At 66.4% G+C, this 15,390-nt stretch carries 16 protein-coding genes; 3 read left to right on the top strand and 13 right to left on the bottom strand.

The genetic code is table 11. The annotated features are described in order from the left end of the window. Positions 1-11: 11 nt before the first annotated feature. From nuoF to KDH83_RS07255, 7 genes are all read right to left on the bottom strand, one after another. Positions 12-1,379, bottom strand: a complete 1,368-nt coding sequence (gene nuoF, locus KDH83_RS07285; RefSeq protein ID WP_212313955.1) for an NADH-quinone oxidoreductase subunit NuoF — start codon at positions 1,377-1,379, stop codon at positions 12-14. After that, a complete protein-coding gene (gene nuoE / locus KDH83_RS07280) occupies positions 1,376-1,870 on the bottom strand; it encodes an NADH-quinone oxidoreductase subunit NuoE (RefSeq protein ID WP_212313954.1) in 495 nt (164 codons plus the stop codon). Before nuoE ends, nuoF begins: the two co-directional genes overlap by 4 nt. 49 nt (positions 1,871-1,919) lie before the next feature. Further along, positions 1,920-3,176, bottom strand: a complete 1,257-nt coding sequence (locus tag KDH83_RS07275; protein ID WP_212313952.1) for an NADH-quinone oxidoreductase subunit D — start codon at positions 3,174-3,176, stop codon at positions 1,920-1,922. A 3-nt stretch (positions 3,177-3,179) separates the two neighbouring features. After that, positions 3,180-3,806: an NADH-quinone oxidoreductase subunit C gene (locus KDH83_RS07270; protein ID WP_103273060.1), complete on the bottom strand. Its 627-nt coding sequence runs from the start codon at positions 3,804-3,806 to the stop codon at positions 3,180-3,182. 72 nt (positions 3,807-3,878) lie between these two features. Then, positions 3,879-4,355 carry an NADH-quinone oxidoreductase subunit B gene (locus KDH83_RS07265; RefSeq protein ID WP_003813941.1) on the bottom strand — a complete coding sequence of 159 codons (477 nt, stop codon included), beginning with the start codon at positions 4,353-4,355 and terminating at the stop codon, positions 3,879-3,881. Positions 4,356-4,382: 27 nt separating this feature from the next. Further along, the gene (locus KDH83_RS07260; RefSeq protein ID WP_212313950.1) at positions 4,383-4,742 is read right to left on the bottom strand and encodes an NADH-quinone oxidoreductase subunit A; all 360 of its coding nucleotides are present in this window, start codon (positions 4,740-4,742) and stop codon (positions 4,383-4,385) included. A 302-nt stretch (positions 4,743-5,044) separates the two neighbouring features. Then, on the bottom strand, positions 5,045-6,184 hold the full coding sequence (locus KDH83_RS07255; protein WP_212313948.1) for a porin: 1,140 nt from the start codon (positions 6,182-6,184) through the stop codon (positions 5,045-5,047). 487 nt (positions 6,185-6,671) lie between these two features. Here KDH83_RS07255 and KDH83_RS07250 point away from each other — a divergent pair, with 487 nt between their 5' ends. The 3 genes from KDH83_RS07250 to KDH83_RS07240 are packed head-to-tail and all read left to right on the top strand — an operon-like array spanning position 6,672 to position 8,178. Then, the gene (locus tag KDH83_RS07250) at positions 6,672-7,295 is read left to right on the top strand and encodes a TetR/AcrR family transcriptional regulator (protein ID WP_212313947.1); all 624 of its coding nucleotides are present in this window, start codon (positions 6,672-6,674) and stop codon (positions 7,293-7,295) included. After that, entirely contained in the window at positions 7,292-7,738 is a 447-nt protein-coding gene (locus KDH83_RS07245; RefSeq protein WP_212313945.1) for a PaaI family thioesterase, read from the top strand. Before KDH83_RS07250 ends, KDH83_RS07245 begins: the two co-directional genes overlap by 4 nt. After that, positions 7,735-8,178, top strand: coding sequence for an NAD(P)-binding domain-containing protein (locus tag KDH83_RS07240; protein WP_212313943.1), 444 nt, complete (start codon positions 7,735-7,737; stop codon positions 8,176-8,178). Before KDH83_RS07245 ends, KDH83_RS07240 begins: the two co-directional genes overlap by 4 nt. Here KDH83_RS07240 and KDH83_RS07235 read toward each other — a convergent pair. The 6 genes from KDH83_RS07235 to KDH83_RS07210 form a co-directional block, all read right to left on the bottom strand. Next, a complete protein-coding gene (locus KDH83_RS07235; protein ID WP_212313940.1) occupies positions 8,146-8,916 on the bottom strand; it encodes a phosphatase PAP2 family protein in 771 nt (256 codons plus the stop codon). The two genes, KDH83_RS07240 and KDH83_RS07235, sit on opposite strands and share 33 nt — an antisense overlap. 88 nt (positions 8,917-9,004) lie before the next feature. Further along, positions 9,005-9,796, bottom strand: coding sequence for a metallophosphoesterase (locus KDH83_RS07230; RefSeq protein ID WP_212313938.1), 792 nt, complete (start codon positions 9,794-9,796; stop codon positions 9,005-9,007). Next, on the bottom strand, positions 9,793-10,770 hold the full coding sequence (locus KDH83_RS07225; protein WP_212313936.1) for a diacylglycerol kinase family protein: 978 nt from the start codon (positions 10,768-10,770) through the stop codon (positions 9,793-9,795). Before KDH83_RS07225 ends, KDH83_RS07230 begins: the two co-directional genes overlap by 4 nt. Positions 10,771-10,900: 130 nt before the next feature. Beyond that, positions 10,901-12,700, bottom strand: coding sequence for a gamma-glutamyltransferase family protein (locus KDH83_RS07220; protein ID WP_212313980.1), 1,800 nt, complete (start codon positions 12,698-12,700; stop codon positions 10,901-10,903). A gap of 65 nt (positions 12,701-12,765) precedes the next feature. Further along, complete coding sequence (locus KDH83_RS07215) at positions 12,766-14,268, bottom strand: ABC transporter substrate-binding protein (protein WP_212313934.1); 1,503 nt, start codon at positions 14,266-14,268, stop codon at positions 12,766-12,768. A gap of 208 nt (positions 14,269-14,476) precedes the next feature. Then, on the bottom strand, positions 14,477-15,373 hold the full coding sequence (locus KDH83_RS07210) for a LysR family transcriptional regulator (protein WP_212313932.1): 897 nt from the start codon (positions 15,371-15,373) through the stop codon (positions 14,477-14,479). Positions 15,374-15,390: the final 17 nt, after the last annotated feature.

Genomic DNA, 15,390 nt, shown 5'->3' with positions numbered 1-15,390 from the left:
GTTCCTGAGACCTACAGATATTGCGGGACCACACAAGACTTGTGCTCGATGTGGTGCGCGAATTCGTCGCGAAAATGCTTGAGGAAGCCACGCACGGGCATGGCCGCGGCGTCGCCCAGGGCGCAGATGGTGCGGCCCATGATGTTGCCCGCCACGTTGTCCAGCATGTCCAGATCTTCCGGACGGCCGTGGCCGGTTTCAATGCGATGCACCATGCGGTACAGCCAGCCGGTGCCTTCACGGCACGGCGTGCACTGGCCGCAGCTTTCCTCGAAATAGAAATACGACAGGCGCATGAGCGACTTGACCATGCAGCGCGTCTCGTCCATGACGATCACGGCGCCCGAACCCAGCATGGAGCCCGCCTTGGCGATGGCGTCGTAGTCCATGGTGGTGTCCATCATGATGTCGGCGGGCAGCACCGGAGCGCTGGAACCGCCGGGGATCACGGCCTTGAGCTTCTTGCCGCCGCGCATGCCGCCGGCCAGCTCGAGCAGCGTCGAGAACGGGGTGCCCAACGGGATCTCGTAGTTGCCGGGACGCTCGACGTCGCCGGAGATCGAGAACAGCTTGGTGCCGCCGTTGTTGGGCTTGCCGACCTCGAGGTAGGCCTGGCCGCCGTTGCGGATGATCCAGGGCACCGCCGCGAAGGTCTCGGTGTTGTTGATGGTGGTGGGCTTGCCGTACAGGCCGAAGCTGGCCGGGAACGGCGGCTTGAAGCGCGGCTGGCCCTTCTTGCCTTCCAGCGATTCGAGCAGCGCGGTTTCCTCGCCGCAGATGTAGGCGCCGTAGCCGTGGAACCCGTGCAGCTGGAAGTTGAATTCCGAACCCAGGATCTTGTCGCCCAGGAAGCCGGCGGCGCGCGCCTCTTCCAGCGCCTCTTCGAAGCGTTGGTAGACCTCGAAGATTTCGCCGTGGATGTAGTTGTAGCCCACGCTGATGCCCATCGCGTAGGCGGCGATGGCCATGCCCTCGATCACGATGTGCGGGTTGAAGCGCAGGATGTCGCGGTCCTTGAACGTGCCCGGCTCGCCTTCGTCGGAGTTGCAGACGAGGTACTTCTGGCCCGGGAACGCGCGCGGCATGAAGCTCCACTTCAGGCCGGTCGGGAAGCCCGCGCCGCCACGGCCGCGCAGGCCCGAGGCCTTGACCTCGGCGATCACGTCCTCCGGCTTCATGCCGGTGGTCAGGATCTTCCTCAGGGCTTCGTAGCCGCCGCGCTTGACGTAGTCGGCCAGGCGCCAGTTGGCGCCGTCGACGTCGGCCATGATCTGCGGCTTGATGTGCCGGCCGTGCAGGCACATGGAATTGGCCAGGTCGTTCAGCGGATTGGGATCCAGACCTTGCGAGAACTGCTTGTAGATGTCGGGCGCGTTCATGCCGACTCTCCTTGCGCCTTCAGGGCCGCGACCAGCGCGTCCAGCTTTTCTTCCGTCATGCGCACGCACATGTGCTTGTTGTTGACCAGCAGCACGGGGGAATCGCCGCAGGCGCCCATGCACTCGCCTTCCACCAGCGTGAACTGGCCGTCGGCGGTGGTTTCCTTCCAGTCGACGCCCAGCTTGCGCTTGAGGTAATCGCCGACGCGTTCGCCGTCGCGCAAGGCACAGGGCAAGTTCGTGCAGACCGAGATCTTGTTCTTGCCGACGGGCTTGACGTCGAACATGTTGTAGAAAGTGGCGACTTCCTGGACCGCGATGGGCGGAACGCCGATGTAGTTGGCCACATCCTCGATGATGTCGGTCGCCAACCAGCCCTTTTCTTCTTGCGCGATGGCAAGCGAGGCCATGATGGCGGACTGCCGCTGGTCGCCCGGGAACTTCGCGAGTTCTCGGTCGATTTTCTGGTAGGCCTGTTCGGAAAGCAGCATAGTTTGAATCCGGGTTATGCGGTCGTGCTCGTGACGGTCTCTGGGCGGATCAGCGGTCGATCTCGCCGAAAACGATGTCCTGCGTACCGATGATGGTGACGGCGTCGGCGATCATGTGACCGCGCGACATTTCATCCAGCGACTGCAGATGGGCGAAGCCGGGCGCGCGAATCTTCAGGCGGTACGGCTTGTTGGCGCCGTCGGACACCAGGTAGATGCCGAACTCGCCCTTCGGGTGCTCGACCGAGGCGTAGGACTCGCCGGGCGGCACGTGGAAGCCTTCGGTGAAGAGCTTGAAGTGATGGATCAGCTCTTCCATGTTGGTCTTCATGGCGGTGCGCTTGGGCGGGGCGATCTTGTGGTTCTCGATCATGACCGGGCCCGGGTTGTTGCGCAGCCATTCCACGCACTGGCGGATGATGCGGTTGCTCTGGCGCATTTCGGCCACGCGGACCAGGTAGCGGTCGTAGCAGTCGCCGTTCACGCCCACGGGGATGTCGAAATCGAGCAGGTCGTAGACTTCGTAGGGCTGCGTCTTGCGCAGGTCCCAGGCCACGCCGGAACCGCGCAGCATCGGGCCGGTGAAGCCCAGCGCCTTGGCGCGGTCGGGATCGACCACGCCGATGCCCACCAAACGCTGCTTCCAGATGCGGTTGTCGGTGAGCAGGGTTTCGTACTCGTCGACGCAGGCGGGGAAGCGGTTGGTGAAGTCTTCGATGAAGTCCAGCAGCGAACCGGAGCGCGCGTCGTTCATGACGCGCACTTCCTTGTCGCCACGGTACTTGCTGGTGTCGCCGTATTGCGGCATCGAATCCGGCAGGTCGCGATAGACGCCGCCCGGACGGTAGTAGGCCGCGTGCATGCGCGCGCCCGAGACCGCTTCGTAGCAGTCCATCAGGTCTTCGCGTTCACGGAAGGCGTACAGGAACACCGCCATGGCGCCCACGTCCAGCGCGTGCGAACCCAGCGACATCAGGTGATTCAGCAGACGCGTGATTTCGTCGAACATCACGCGGATGTACTGGGCGCGCAGCGGCGCTTCCACGCCCAGCAGCTTCTCGATGGCCATGACGTAGGCGTGCTCGTTGCACATCATGGACACGTAGTCCAGGCGGTCCATGTAGGGCAGCGCCTGGATGTAGGTCTTGTGCTCGGCCAGCTTTTCGGTCGCGCGGTGCAGCAGGCCGATGTGCGGGTCGGCGCGCTGGATGACTTCGCCGTCCAGTTCCAGCACCAGGCGCAGCACACCGTGCGCAGCCGGGTGCTGCGGGCCGAAGTTGAGCGTGTAGTTCTTGATTTCTGCCATGACTTAATGCCCCAAGCCGTAGTTGTCTTCGCGGACCACGCGCGGCGTGATTTCGCGCGGATCGATCGTGACCGGCTGGTAGATGACGCGGCGCTGTTCGGGGTCGTAGCGCATTTCGACGGTGCCCGACAGCGGGAAGTCCTTGCGGAACGGGTGGCCGATGAAGCCGTAGTCGGTAAGGATGCGGCGCAGGTCGGGATGGCCTTCGAAGACGATGCCGTACAGGTCGAACGCTTCGCGCTCGAACCAGCCCACGCCGGGCCAGCATTCCATCAGCGAGGCGACCATCGGGAACTCGTCGTCGGACGCCCAGGTGCGCACGCGCAGGCGCCAGTTGTGCTCGATCGAAAGCAGGTGCACCACCACGGCGAAGCGCGAGCGGTGGACGCGGGCGTTGGTTTCCTCGGGCAATTGGCGCGTGCCGTTGCCCCAGGTCAGGTAGTCGACGCCACAGAGGTCGACACAGGTTTCAAAGCGCAAGCCGGCTTCGGTGCGCAGCTTGGTGCAGACGGAGAACCATTGTTCCGCAGGCACTTCGAGCGTCAGCTCGCCCAGCGCCTCGGTCAGCGCGATATCCGCGCCGAGGGTGGTCTGCAAATTGGTCTTCAGGGTTTCGAGCCTGGTCATCATCTTGTACGCTTAGGTGAACCGTTACGCTGCTTCGCGGGGCTGGCGGCTAGGCCTGCCGCCCTGCGCGAAAGCTCAGCGCGCAATCGTGTTGGTCAGACGGATCTTGTTCTGCATCTGCAGCAAGCCGTACACCAGCGCCTCGGCCGTGGGCGGGCAGCCCGGCACGTAGACGTCTACCGGTACGATGCGGTCGCAGCCGCGGACCACCGAATACGAGTAATGGTAGTAACCGCCGCCATTGGCACAGGAGCCCATCGACACCACCCAGCGGGGCTCGGGCATCTGGTCGTAGACCTTGCGCAGCGCCGGGCCCATCTTGTTGCACAGCGTGCCGGCCACGATCATCAGATCGGACTGGCGCGGGCTGGGGCGGAAGATGATGCCGAACTGGTCCAGGTCGTAGCGGGCCGCGCCCGCGTGCATCATTTCGACCGCGCAACAGGCCAGGCCGAATGTCATGGGCCACATCGAGCCAGTTTTCGCCCAGTTCAGGAACTTGTCGGCGCTGGTGGTGATGAACCCTTGCTTGAGAATGCCGTCTATAGCCATATTCGTCTCTGATAGCGTGCCCGGAAATTATTCCCAGTCCAGCGCGCCCTTTTTCCATTCGTAGATGAAGCCGACGGTCAACACGGCGAGGAAAACCATGACCGTCCAGAAGCCGACGATTCCCACCGTGCCCTGGGCGATGGCCCACGGGAACAGGAACGCGATTTCCAGGTCGAAGAGGATGAACAGGATCGCCACGAGGTAATAGCGCACGTCGAACTTCATGCGCGCGTCTTCGAACGCCTCGAAGCCGCACTCGTAGGGGGAAAGCTTTTCAGCGTAAGGCCGGCGCGGGCCGAGCAGGGAGCCGGCCGTCAGAAGCGCAAACCCGATAAGGGTGGCCACTCCGATAAACAGCAGGACGGGAAAATACTGTTGCAGGTTCATTCAGGCGTCCGTCAAATGCGCAAACCTTAGGATTGTAGCATTCGCACGGTTACTTCTGGCTGAACTCTGTAGCCTGAACAGCGGGTGAAAGACTGCATTCCTTATTTGGAACAATCGCAGTTTTCACGAGTGAAATCGCAGGATACACCACATCATTCGCACACCGGCGAAAATGCTTCGCAATCACCGCATGCGAGCACGAACTCGCATAAAAAAACCACCCCGAAGGGTGGTTTTACACGAACGGGCCGAAGCCCGTTCGTGAGCTTTAAATCCAAGCAGGACTTGCGCCCTGCTTAGGATTAGAAGCGGTGACGCAGGCCGACGCCGATGGCGGTCGACTTCAGGTCTTCGACCAGGGCGTAGTTCTTGGCATACGAACCGTAGGCGTACAGGTTGGTACGCTTGGACAGGTCGTAGGTGTAGCCCAGCGAGAAGACGTGCATCTTCTTCAGGTCACGATCCTTAGCGTAGTCACCCTTGGGGTCAACCATTTGCCACGTACCGAACACGTTGCTGGCGCCACCGATCGGAGCCGACAGGCCGACCAGGTACGAGTTGGCCTTGAAGTCCTTGCGGAACGTGTTGTTGAACTCGTCCGAAGCAACCTTGCTCAGAACCGAGTTGCCGTTCACAGCCGGGCCAGCGAACCAGCCGTTTTGCGTGCGGCTGACAGCCAGAGCCAGCTTGACCACTTCGAAGTCGTACGAACCACCCAGGATGAACTGGCGCGGGGTCGTGTCGGCGTCGCCAGTCTTGCCGGCGTTCGAGCGGTTCAGCTGATCGTACGAGAACGCAACGTTCAGCGGGCCGTTGACGTAGCGCAGGCCGGTGGTGATGGCACGGGTGTTGTCGGCGGTACGGAAGCCGGTCTGACCACCGTTGTCATCAGCGCTGAACGAGTAGCCCAGGCCGAATTGGAAGCCGCTGAACGACGGGGTTTGGTACATCACCATGTTGTCGTAGCGTTGCGTGTTGGCAGCGCTGAAGGCGGTACCGATGTTGGCTTGGCCGAAACCAGCGCCGAACGGATCGATCGAGCCGAAGTACTTCGAGGCGATGTTGGTTTGACGACCGAAGTCCAGTTGGCCCCAGCTGTCGCTGGCCAGACCGACGGTGGCTTGACGGCCGAACAGACGCGAGCTTTGGCCCGACTTGCCGTTACCCGAATCAAAGCCCGATTCCAGCTGGAAAACAGCGCGCAGGCCGTCACCCAGATCTTCCGAACCACGCAGACCCCAGCGCGAACCGTTCTGCACGCCGTTGATCATGCCGACGCGGCTGCCGTTCTCGATCTTGTAAGCATTGCCATCCTTGGCGCCGCTGATCTTGTTGTAGCCGATACCGGTATCGATGATGCCGTACAGGGTGACAGACGTTTCTGCCTGGGCAACACCGGCGAAACCGGCGAGCAGGGCGGCAGCGAGCAGAGTCTTTTTCATTTAAGAAATCTCCGTTGATTTGAGTGACAAGAGCAGCAATCCAGCAAACCAGCCTGCCGCCCCCCTAACTCCGCGAAGGGAAGTTGGTGCTATTGCATCAAAAATCGGGGGGGCTGGCTATGGTGAAGGCCAGAAAAGTGCAGGTTTGCGACAGGCTTGTTGGGATCTTGCAACATCACAACAAGGCGATGGCGCAGCTGCTAGGGCTAACCCTTGGTCGCCAGGACGAGCACGTATTCATGCGACTTTCAGCCCTGGCCCCAATATTCACGGGGCTTGCCGAGGGGTTCTTTCGGAGCGCTTTCGGATGTCGACGAGCCTCCCGCGCAGGTCCGAAGGACCAATACAGCGGACTTTATAGCCTTGATGAGCGCCGTCCCATACTCGCTTTCCTTATGCCTTCAATCTTCCCGATAAATAACATTGTTATCTGTAAAAACCAGCGATATTATTTGATGCATAGATAACCGCATCCTGAACGCCCATCATGAGCACCCCACCCGCCGCGCCTGCGCGCCCCGACCGGAACGAACAGCTGAACGCGCTGCGCCGCCAGCTGATCATGGACGCCGCCCAGCGGGTGTTCGAGCGCGACGGCCTGGAAAAAACCACTATCCGGGCCATCGCCAGCGAGGCGGGCTGCACCACCGGCGCGGTCTATCCGTGGTTCTCCGGCAAGGAGGCGATCTACGGAGCCTTGCTGGACGAATCGCTGCAGCGGCTGCATGCCCACCTGATCGACACCGCGGCACGCAGTCTCCCCGCCTCGGCCGCGCGTGACGCAATCCGCGCCTTCTTCGGCTACTACGCAGACCGCCCCTCCGACTTCTCGCTGGGCCTGTACCTGTTCCGCGGCCCGGGTCCGCGCGGCCTGGGGCGCGAAATGGACGAGCAGCTCAACGGCCGGCTGCGGGACAGCATCGACCTGCTCGGACAGGCGCTGGCTCGCACCAAGCCCTGGGACGCGGCAACGGTCGCGACCGAGCAGATGAACACCTTTACCTATCTGATGGGCCTGCTGCTGCTGTTGCACACCCACAGGCTGAAATCCCTGGGCCAGCAGGCCGACGCGCTGCTGGACCAATATTGCCTCGTCCTGGAGCAACGATGACCGACCTCGCCGTCCCCCCCGCCCGCGCCGACGCGCCGCGCATCAGCCTGCCCGCCTTCCATGCGCTGCTGACCGAGCAGCACCCCTTCTCCCTGCTGCTGGGCATAGAGGTGACGCAGATCGGTTACGGCACCGCGCGTGCGGTGCTGCCGGCCCGCGACTCCCATCAGCGGCTGGGCGGCATCGTCGCCGGCCCCATGCTGATGGGACTGGCCGACCTGGCGATGTACGCCGCCGTGGTCGGTGCGACCGGGCAGACCCATGCGGTGACCGCCAGCCTTACCATCAACTTCCTGCGCAAGAGCCCGGCCGGCGCCATCGTGGCCGATGCCCGCCTGCTCAAGGTCGGCCGCCTGTCGGCGGGCGAAGTCATCCTGACCTCCGAGCATTCCGATGAACCGCTGGCGCACATCGTCAGCACCTGGTCGGTGCCCAAACCATGAACAGCCCCCGCATCAGCATCGTCGGCCTGGGATCGACCGGCACCCGTGCCGCCCGGCGCCTGCTCGAAGCCGAACCCGATCTGGCGCTCACGGTCTACGACATCGAACCGTCGCGCTGCGAGGAATTCCGGGGCACCGCCACGCTGGCCACCTCCGCCCGCGAAGCGCTGGCCGAATCCGACACCGTGGTGCTGGCCCTGCCGCGCGAGCGCGAGATCGACCGCACGCTGGAACGCTTCAGCGACGGCGAAGTGACCGCCCCGGTGCGCGGCAAGCTCATCGTCGACCTGGAACCGCCGGAAGCGGGACGCGCGCGCATCCTCGGACAGGCCATCCGGAACGCGGGCGGCCGGTACGCCTGCCCCGCCCTGCTCGCCCAGGCGAGCCTGAGTCCGGCCGAGGCGCGGCTAGTGGACGCGCTGGCCCGCGTCGCGGCCTGAGGCGCGCAGGCCCTCGGCCAGTCCCACGCACAGGATCATCCAGGCCAGGCTGATGGCCCAGCCGGCCGCCACGTCGCTGGCGAAATGCACCTGCAGCAAGACGCGGCTCAGGCCGATGGCGGTCACCAGCGCCGCCGCCAGGGCCAGGCTGGGCCTGCGCCAGGGCACGGGCGCCAATCTCCAGATCAGATAACAGGCCGTGCCGTAGACCGCCATCGCGGCCGAGGCATGGCCGCTGGGAAAGCTCCAGCCGACGACCGCGGTGTAGTCATGATTGAAATCCGGGCGCAGGCGCTGGAAACCATACTTGAGCAGCCAGTTCAGCGCGCCGCCCAGCCCGGTCGAGACCGCGCAGAACAAGGCCAGGCCCTTGTATCCGCGCCACAACAGCCACAGCACCGCCAGCACGCAGCACAGCGCCAGCAGGTCGCGGTCGCCCAGGAACGTGAACCAGGACAACAGCCAGAGAAAGGCGTCCGGCATGGCGCGGCCCAGCGCGTTCGCCAGGGCGCCATCGAAAGCCACCACGGCGCCGGGCCGCCGCACCGCCACGGCCAGCGCCAGGAAGGCCAACAGCGCCAGCCCCGCGCCGCCTGCGCCCAGAACGGTGCGGCCGCGCGCCTCGACCGCCAGCCAGGCGCGCGCCGCGCCCAGGGCGAGCAGCGCCGCCAGGCAAGGCAGCAGAAGGAACAGCAGCAAGGCGTGCTCGGCGGCCCAGGCCGCGCTGGCGTCGATCATGTCGGAAAGCGGCTAAACAAGAAACCCCGGGCCTGGTGCCAGGCAGGCCCGGCAAGCCGGCGGACGGCCGGCGCGCCTGCCCGAAACGCTACAGATCCACTCGCGTCTTGTCTACCGGCTCGAAAGCATGGGTGCCGGCGGAGTAGTCCCAACGCTCGACATGGCATGCGGATACCCCGTCGACCTCGTCGCGGACGATGAGGTTCACCGAATTGGGCACCTTGCCCCGCACGCGCCAGGAACACGTGGTGCCCGCCTGCGCCACCCAGCCGGCCGTCGGCCGGTCCGCCAGGATGGGCATGACGTAGGGCAGATGGATATGCCCGCCCAGGATCAGGTCCACGCCGGCCTGGGTCCAGGCCGCCAGCGCGCGCTCGCGCCCGAACAGCAGGTTGTGCACGTCGGACTCGACCTTGGCCCGCACCGGATGATGGGCCACCACCACCCGCAGTTGCCCGGGCCGGGCCTGCCGCAGCCGCTGCGCGACGCGCGCGATCTGGGCCTCGGAGATTTCCCCGTCCTTGCGGCGCCGCGGCCGGGTGGTGTTCACGCCGATGGCCAGCAGGCCTGGGTTCTCGAACACGGGCTCGAGCACCGCGCCCAGCGCCCGCTTGTAGTTGCCATAGGGATTGAGCGCGCGGGCAAACACATTGAACAGGGGAATGTCGTGGTTGCCCGGCACCGCCAGCACCGGCAGCGACAGGCGCTCGATGAAGGCGCGCGCCGCAGCGAACTGGCGCCGGCGCGCGCGCTGGGTGAGGTCGCCGCTCAGCACGACCAGGTCGGGCGCCTGGGCGGCGGCCAGGTCCAGCGCGGCCTCGACCACGGGTTTGCGCTCGGTGCCGAAATGCGTGTCGGAAAAATGCAGGATGCGGGTCATGTAGATACGGTGTCGGAGTCTTGCTCGCCAGGCGTCACCAGCGGCAACGCGTCCTCGGCCACCTTGAACTCCAGCGGGGTGTTCATCCAGGAGATTTCGCCGTCCATCGCGACCTTCACGCGGCGACGGCCGCGGATGCGCACGACCAGACGGTCGACTGCGAAATTGACGACCTGTTCGGCCTCGCCCAGCCGGCTGAACAGGCCGCGCAACAGCAACCCGTACAGGGCCAGCGTGCCCACCGGATGAGCCGCCATGGCGATCAGGCGGCGCCGGTCCAGCTCGTCGGCCGGGATCCCCACGTGCTCGAGTTGCAGCTTGTTGTTGCCCACGACCAGCGTCGGCGTGCGCAGATCGCGGGCGCGGCCTTCGTGCTCGAGTTGCAGGCTCAGCTGACGCGGCGCGCGCATCAGCGTGACCAGCCCGGACCACAATGCCACCAGGCGGCTGCGGCCGAACTTCTGCTTGAAGGCCTCGCGGTCCTCCAGCAACTGCGGGTACAGGCCCAGGCTGGCATTGACCAGGAATGGCCGGCCATTGAGCAGCCCGACCTGCACCGGCCGGACCTGCCCTCGCAGCAGCCCGCGCAGGGCGACCTCGGTTTCCTGGGAAATGCCGTAGCGCCGGCCGAAATAATTGAAGGTGCCCTGCGGCAGGATGCCGAACGGCACGCCCTGCCCCAGCACCGCGGCGGCCACCGTGTTGAGCGTGCCGTCGCCGCCCGCGCCCACGACGATGCCGTTTTCGGCGCGGGCGCGCCGGACGGCCACGCGCGCCGTGTCGGCCAGGCGCGACGGATCGTCCACCGGCATGAGTTCATGCCGCCGGCCGACTTCGTCCAGCACGCGGCGGATGGTCTCTTGCAAGACCTGCGCGTCACCGCGCCCGGAGCCGGTATTGAGGACGATGAACAGCGGTTCTTGTCCCGTCAGGGACTGAGCCCCTGCGGTCGGGCTCTCTGGGGGAGGCGTCATGCGGCAAAGATAGCGTATGGCGCCGAACCACCGCAACTCGCCTCCGCGTGCCCCCGCCGGATACGCGCCGGGCGCGCGTGGCGACACGCGCGGCAAGCACGCCGCGCGCGCCGACGCGCGACGCCCTCTCTCAGCGGCCGATGGCGTAGGCCTGCATCAGGCGCGGCGTGGCCGCCGCATGCAACAGGCCGTCCGGATCGCGCGAAGCGGCGGTCAGCCGGCCCACCGACCATTCCGGCGCCTCTTCCACGACATGGCCGCGCTGACGCAGCTGTTCGATCACCGCCGCGCCGATGCTGGCCTCGACCGCCAGATGGCCGGGCTTGCGGTCGCGCGGATAGAACGAGCTGGGGAAATGCGCGGTATGCGACATGGGCAGGTCGATGGCCTCCTGCAGATTCAGGCCGTGGTGGACATGGCGCAGGAAGAACAGCAACTGCCATTGCTCCTGCTGGTCGCCGCCGGGCGTGCCGAAGGCCATGTAGGGCACGCCGTCGCGCAGCGCCAGCGTCGGCGTCAGCGTGGTGCGCGGCCGCTTGCCCGGCGCCAGCGTGCCCGGCAGTCCTTCTTCGAGCCAGAACATCTGCGCCCGCGTGTTCAGCCCGAAGCCCAGGGCGGGAATGACGGGCGAGGACTGGAACCAGCCGCCGGACGGCGTGGCCGAGATCATGTTGCCCCAGCGGTCGATCACGTCCACATGGGTGGTGTCGCCGCGCCGCGCCGACGCGGCCGCCCCCGCCGGCGCCGGAGCAGCCGGCGCCGTGACCGGCGCCGTGACCTTGGACAGGCGCCGCAAGGTGTCCATCACCCGGTCCACCTGGGCCTCGAAGCCCGCCAGGCGGCCGGGCGACAGATCATGCGACGCCTGCTCGCCGATCAGCCGTCGGCGCGCCGCGTTGTAGTCCTCCGACAGCAGGCGCTCGAGCGGCACGTCGACGAACGCAGGGTCGCCGTAATAGGCCTCGCGGTCGGCGAAGGCCAGCTTCATGGCTTCGGTGACGCGGTGGATGAATTCGGCGCTGGCCGGCCCCGCGCCGGCCAAGTCCATGTCCTTGAGCAGCGCCAGCGTCTGCAGGAACACCGGCCCCTGGCTCCAGGCGCCGGCCTTGGCCACGGTGTAGCCGTGATAGTCATACGTGGCCGGCGCATCGTAGCTGGCCGACCAGCCGGCCAGGTCGTCCGCCGTCAGCACGCCACGATGGCGCGCGCCGCTTTCGTCCATGACCTCGGTGCCCCGGGCAAAGGCGTCGATGGCCTCGGCCACGAAGCCCCGGTAGAACACGTCGCGCGCGGCTTCGATCTGACGCTCGCGGTCCGCGCCCGCGCTTTCCGCTTCTTTCAGCAGCCGCGTCCAGGTGCGCGCCAGCGCCGGATTGCGGAACAGCTTGCGCGCCTCGGGCACCGCGCCGCCCGGCAGGTAGATCTCGGCGGTGGACGGCCAATGGGCCTGGAAGAAATCCTTGAGCCCCGCGATGGTATTGGAGATGCGTGGCATCAGCGCGTGGCCGTGCTCCGCGTAGTAGATGGCGGGCTCCAGCACGTCGCGCAATCGCATGGTGCCGTGGTCGCGCAGCAGCAGCATCCAGGCGTCGAACGCGCCCGGGATCACGGTGGCCAGCAGGCCGTTGCCGGGAATCAGCGACAGGCCTTCGGCGCGGTAGCGTTCCAGCGTAGCGCCGGCAGGCGTGCAGCCCTGGCCGCACAGCACTTCCACCTTGCCCGTGCGGGCCGAATAGAACACGGCCGGCGTCTCGCCGGCAGGGCCGACCAGGTGGGGTTCGACCACTTGCAGCACGAAGGCGCTGGCGACACAGGCGTCGAAGGCGTTGCCGCCGCGCTCCAGCAGGGACATGCCGGCGGCGCTGGCCAGCCAGTGGGTCGAGGTCACGACACCGAAGGTGCCGAGGATTTCAGGACGAGTCGTGAACATCATGATGGCATCGAGAAAAGAAAAAAGGCGGAACCCGGATCCGGGTTCCGCCGTGGCGGCTGCGCTTACTTGCCGGCGACGGACACGCCCTTCAGGCGGATCAGCCCGTCTGGATAGGGCACGAAGCCTTCCACCTTCTTCTGCACGCCGAAGGTCCAGGGCAGGTAGAAGAGATAGATGATGGGACGCTGCTCTTCCAGCACGGCCAGCACCTGGTCGTACATGGCGCGGCGCTTGACCGGATCGGCCTCGGCCCGGGCATCGTTCAGCAGCTTGTCGACGGCGGGGTCGCAGAACTTGCCGTCGTTCAGGTTGCCCTTGCAGCTCAGGTACTGGTGGATGTTGCCGCTGGGATCGACGCGGCCCGACCAGCCGCTCTGGCCGACCACGAAGTCCCCGCGCGCCAGCGACGACTGCAGCGAGGCGAATTCCACCGGCCGCAGCGTGATGTCGAAGCCGGCCTCGGCGCCCATCGCCTGAATCAGCTCGAACACCTGCTGCATGGTGGTGTTGTTGCCGAAGGTGATCTCGAACTTGACGCGGTCGAGCCCGGCTTCCTTCAGCAGCGCCTGCGCTTTCTTGGGATCGCGTCCGACATGTTCGACCGCCTTGTTGAAGGCGAAGCTGGCGGGCGGGAACGGCTGGTGGGCGGGCTGGAACATGCCCTCGCCGATCACCTGGTTCAGCACGTCGCGGTCGATGGCCAGGTCCAGCGCCTGGCGCACGCGCTTGTCCTTGGCCAGCGGGTTGTCGGCGCGCGCGCCGTTAGCCAGGTTGACCGAGATGGCCTGGAAGCCCAGGCCCGTCACCGGCGCCAGGCGCAGGCTGGCGTCATCCTTGACCGCCTTGGCGTCGCTGGGCGCCACGCGCTCGATGATGTCCAGGTCGCCGGCGCGCAGATTGTTCAGGCGCACCGTGTTGTCGGGAATCGGGATGAAGACCAGGCGGTCGAAGTGGTAGCTGGCCGCGTCCCAATACTTGGGAAATTTCTCAAGCACGATGCGATCGTTCTGCACCCGCTCCTTGAACTGGTACGGGCCCGAACACACCGGCTTGCCGCCGGGATCCTTGTCGAAGGCGGCCGGCGACATCATCATGCCGGCGCGGTCGGACAGCTGCGACAGCAGCGAGGCATCGGGCTCGGACAGGCGCAGCACCACGGTCTCGGCATCCGGCGCCTCGACGCTGGCGACCGTGGCCAGCTCGCTCTTGCGGTTGCTGTCCGGCAGCGTGCGCGCGCGTTCCAGGTTGGCCTTGACCGCGGCCGCGTCCACCGGCGCGCCGTCATGGAACACCGCATCCTTGCGCAGCTTGAAGGTCAGCGTCTTGTTGTCGTCGCTGGTGGTCCACGATTGCGCCAGCTGCGGCACGATCTTCAGGTCCGGGGTGATGTCGACCAGCTTGTCGCACAGCGACGCGAAGACGATGCGGCCGACGAAGGTGCGCGCGCGCACCGGGTCGAGCACATCGGGATCGTCCTGCAGGCCGATACGAAGGGTGGACTGGGCTTGCGCCAATCCGGCGGACATCATGGCCGCCAGGGCTGCCGCGAGGCAAAGTTTACGCATCAAGAATCTCCGTTGTTTCTTATACGGGCTGCCCGCTGGCGGGTTCCGGTACTCCGGCCCTGCCTGGGCAGGCAGCCCGAAGCGACGCCGCGACGCCAGGCCCATCCCCCCGCCGCGCACGCGCATGGCGGATTCTGCGCCATGCGCGCGGGGCTTGTATAGCGTGGCAAGCGCGAACGGCCTGGGCGCGGACACTGCCGCACCGACCTCAGGGCAGGCGGCAGGGCGCGGAGAAGTCCGCCGCGCGCAGGACGGCATCGCGCATCTGCGCGATCAGCGCGCGCGCGTCATCGCGGCGGTATTGGAAGGAATACGGCAGCGCCGCCAGGGCCGGCTCGCCCTCCAGCACGCGCAGGCTGCCCTCGGCCTCGAGCGCGGCGGCCCAGTGGCTGGGCAGCAGGCCCACGCCAGTACCCTCGATCAACAGGCCGGCGATGGCGCCCCAGTTATTGCAGCAAAGCCGCTCGCCCGGCGCCTCGCGCCCGGCCAGCCAGTCGTCGATGATGCGGGTGGTGCCCGCGCCCTCCGGCAGCGTCACCAGCGGCAGCCGGCCCAGCAGCGCCAGGCTCATGCGGGTTTCGCCTTGCAGCGCCGCCGGCGCCGCTACCCAGGAAAAGCCCGCCTGCCCGATGGGCGCGGACGCGATGCCGGCGCGCGACGAGCGCCCCGCGATCACGGCGAAATCCAGTTCGCCATCGGCCACGCGCTGCTCCAGCACCTGGCCGATGTCGACATAGGGTTCCAGCACCAGGCCGGGATGGGCGGCGCGCACCACGCCGATCAGGCGCGGCAGCCAGGTCAGCGCGGTCAGTTCGCCGACGCCGAAGCGGCAGCGCCCGGCCAGGCCGGCGCTTTGCGCCACCGACGCGCGGATCCGCTCGGCCGACGCCAGCAGTTCGCCGGCCTGGGGCAGCAGGCGCTGGCCGGCCCCCGTCAGCGCGGCCTTGTGCCCGCTACGGTCGAACAGCGGCTGGCCCAGCGCCTCTTCCAGTTCGGCGATGCGCTTGGACAGCGACGATACCGACAGGTGCAGGCGCTCGGCGGCCACGGCGAAACTGGCGCAGGTGGCCGCCCAGTAGAAGGCTTCGAGTTGCTTGAGCGTCATGGCCGGATTGTAGGCTC

It is taken from the genome of Achromobacter sp. Marseille-Q0513, assembly GCF_018195695.1.
In the GTDB taxonomy this organism is placed as follows: Bacteria; Pseudomonadota; Gammaproteobacteria; order Burkholderiales; family Burkholderiaceae_B; genus Achromobacter.
The sequence above is the reverse complement of the archived record's forward strand: the minus strand, read 5'-3'. Positions and strand labels throughout refer to the sequence as shown.

Excerpts from the sequence above, each read along its gene's own strand:
- nuoF (WP_212313955.1), bottom strand. The coding sequence starts at position 1,379 with ATGAACGCGCCCGACATCTACAAGCAGTTCTCGCAAGGTCTGGATCCC.
- nuoE (WP_212313954.1), bottom strand. The coding sequence starts at position 1,870 with ATGCTGCTTTCCGAACAGGCCTACCAGAAAATCGACCGAGAACTCGCG.
- KDH83_RS07275 (WP_212313952.1), bottom strand. The coding sequence starts at position 3,176 with ATGGCAGAAATCAAGAACTACACGCTCAACTTCGGCCCGCAGCACCCG.
- KDH83_RS07270 (WP_103273060.1), bottom strand. The coding sequence starts at position 3,806 with ATGATGACCAGGCTCGAAACCCTGAAGACCAATTTGCAGACCACCCTC.
- KDH83_RS07265 (WP_003813941.1), bottom strand. The coding sequence starts at position 4,355 with ATGGCTATAGACGGCATTCTCAAGCAAGGGTTCATCACCACCAGCGCC.
- KDH83_RS07260 (WP_212313950.1), bottom strand. The coding sequence starts at position 4,742 with ATGAACCTGCAACAGTATTTTCCCGTCCTGCTGTTTATCGGAGTGGCC.
- KDH83_RS07255 (WP_212313948.1), bottom strand. The coding sequence starts at position 6,184 with ATGAAAAAGACTCTGCTCGCTGCCGCCCTGCTCGCCGGTTTCGCCGGT.
- KDH83_RS07250 (WP_212313947.1), top strand. The coding sequence starts at position 6,672 with ATGAGCACCCCACCCGCCGCGCCTGCGCGCCCCGACCGGAACGAACAG.
- KDH83_RS07245 (WP_212313945.1), top strand. The coding sequence starts at position 7,292 with ATGACCGACCTCGCCGTCCCCCCCGCCCGCGCCGACGCGCCGCGCATC.
- KDH83_RS07240 (WP_212313943.1), top strand. The coding sequence starts at position 7,735 with ATGAACAGCCCCCGCATCAGCATCGTCGGCCTGGGATCGACCGGCACC.
- KDH83_RS07235 (WP_212313940.1), bottom strand. The coding sequence starts at position 8,916 with ATGATCGACGCCAGCGCGGCCTGGGCCGCCGAGCACGCCTTGCTGCTG.
- KDH83_RS07230 (WP_212313938.1), bottom strand. The coding sequence starts at position 9,796 with ATGACCCGCATCCTGCATTTTTCCGACACGCATTTCGGCACCGAGCGC.
- KDH83_RS07225 (WP_212313936.1), bottom strand. The coding sequence starts at position 10,770 with ATGACGCCTCCCCCAGAGAGCCCGACCGCAGGGGCTCAGTCCCTGACG.
- KDH83_RS07220 (WP_212313980.1), bottom strand. The coding sequence starts at position 12,700 with ATGTTCACGACTCGTCCTGAAATCCTCGGCACCTTCGGTGTCGTGACC.
- KDH83_RS07215 (WP_212313934.1), bottom strand. The coding sequence starts at position 14,268 with ATGCGTAAACTTTGCCTCGCGGCAGCCCTGGCGGCCATGATGTCCGCC.
- KDH83_RS07210 (WP_212313932.1), bottom strand. The coding sequence starts at position 15,373 with ATGACGCTCAAGCAACTCGAAGCCTTCTACTGGGCGGCCACCTGCGCC.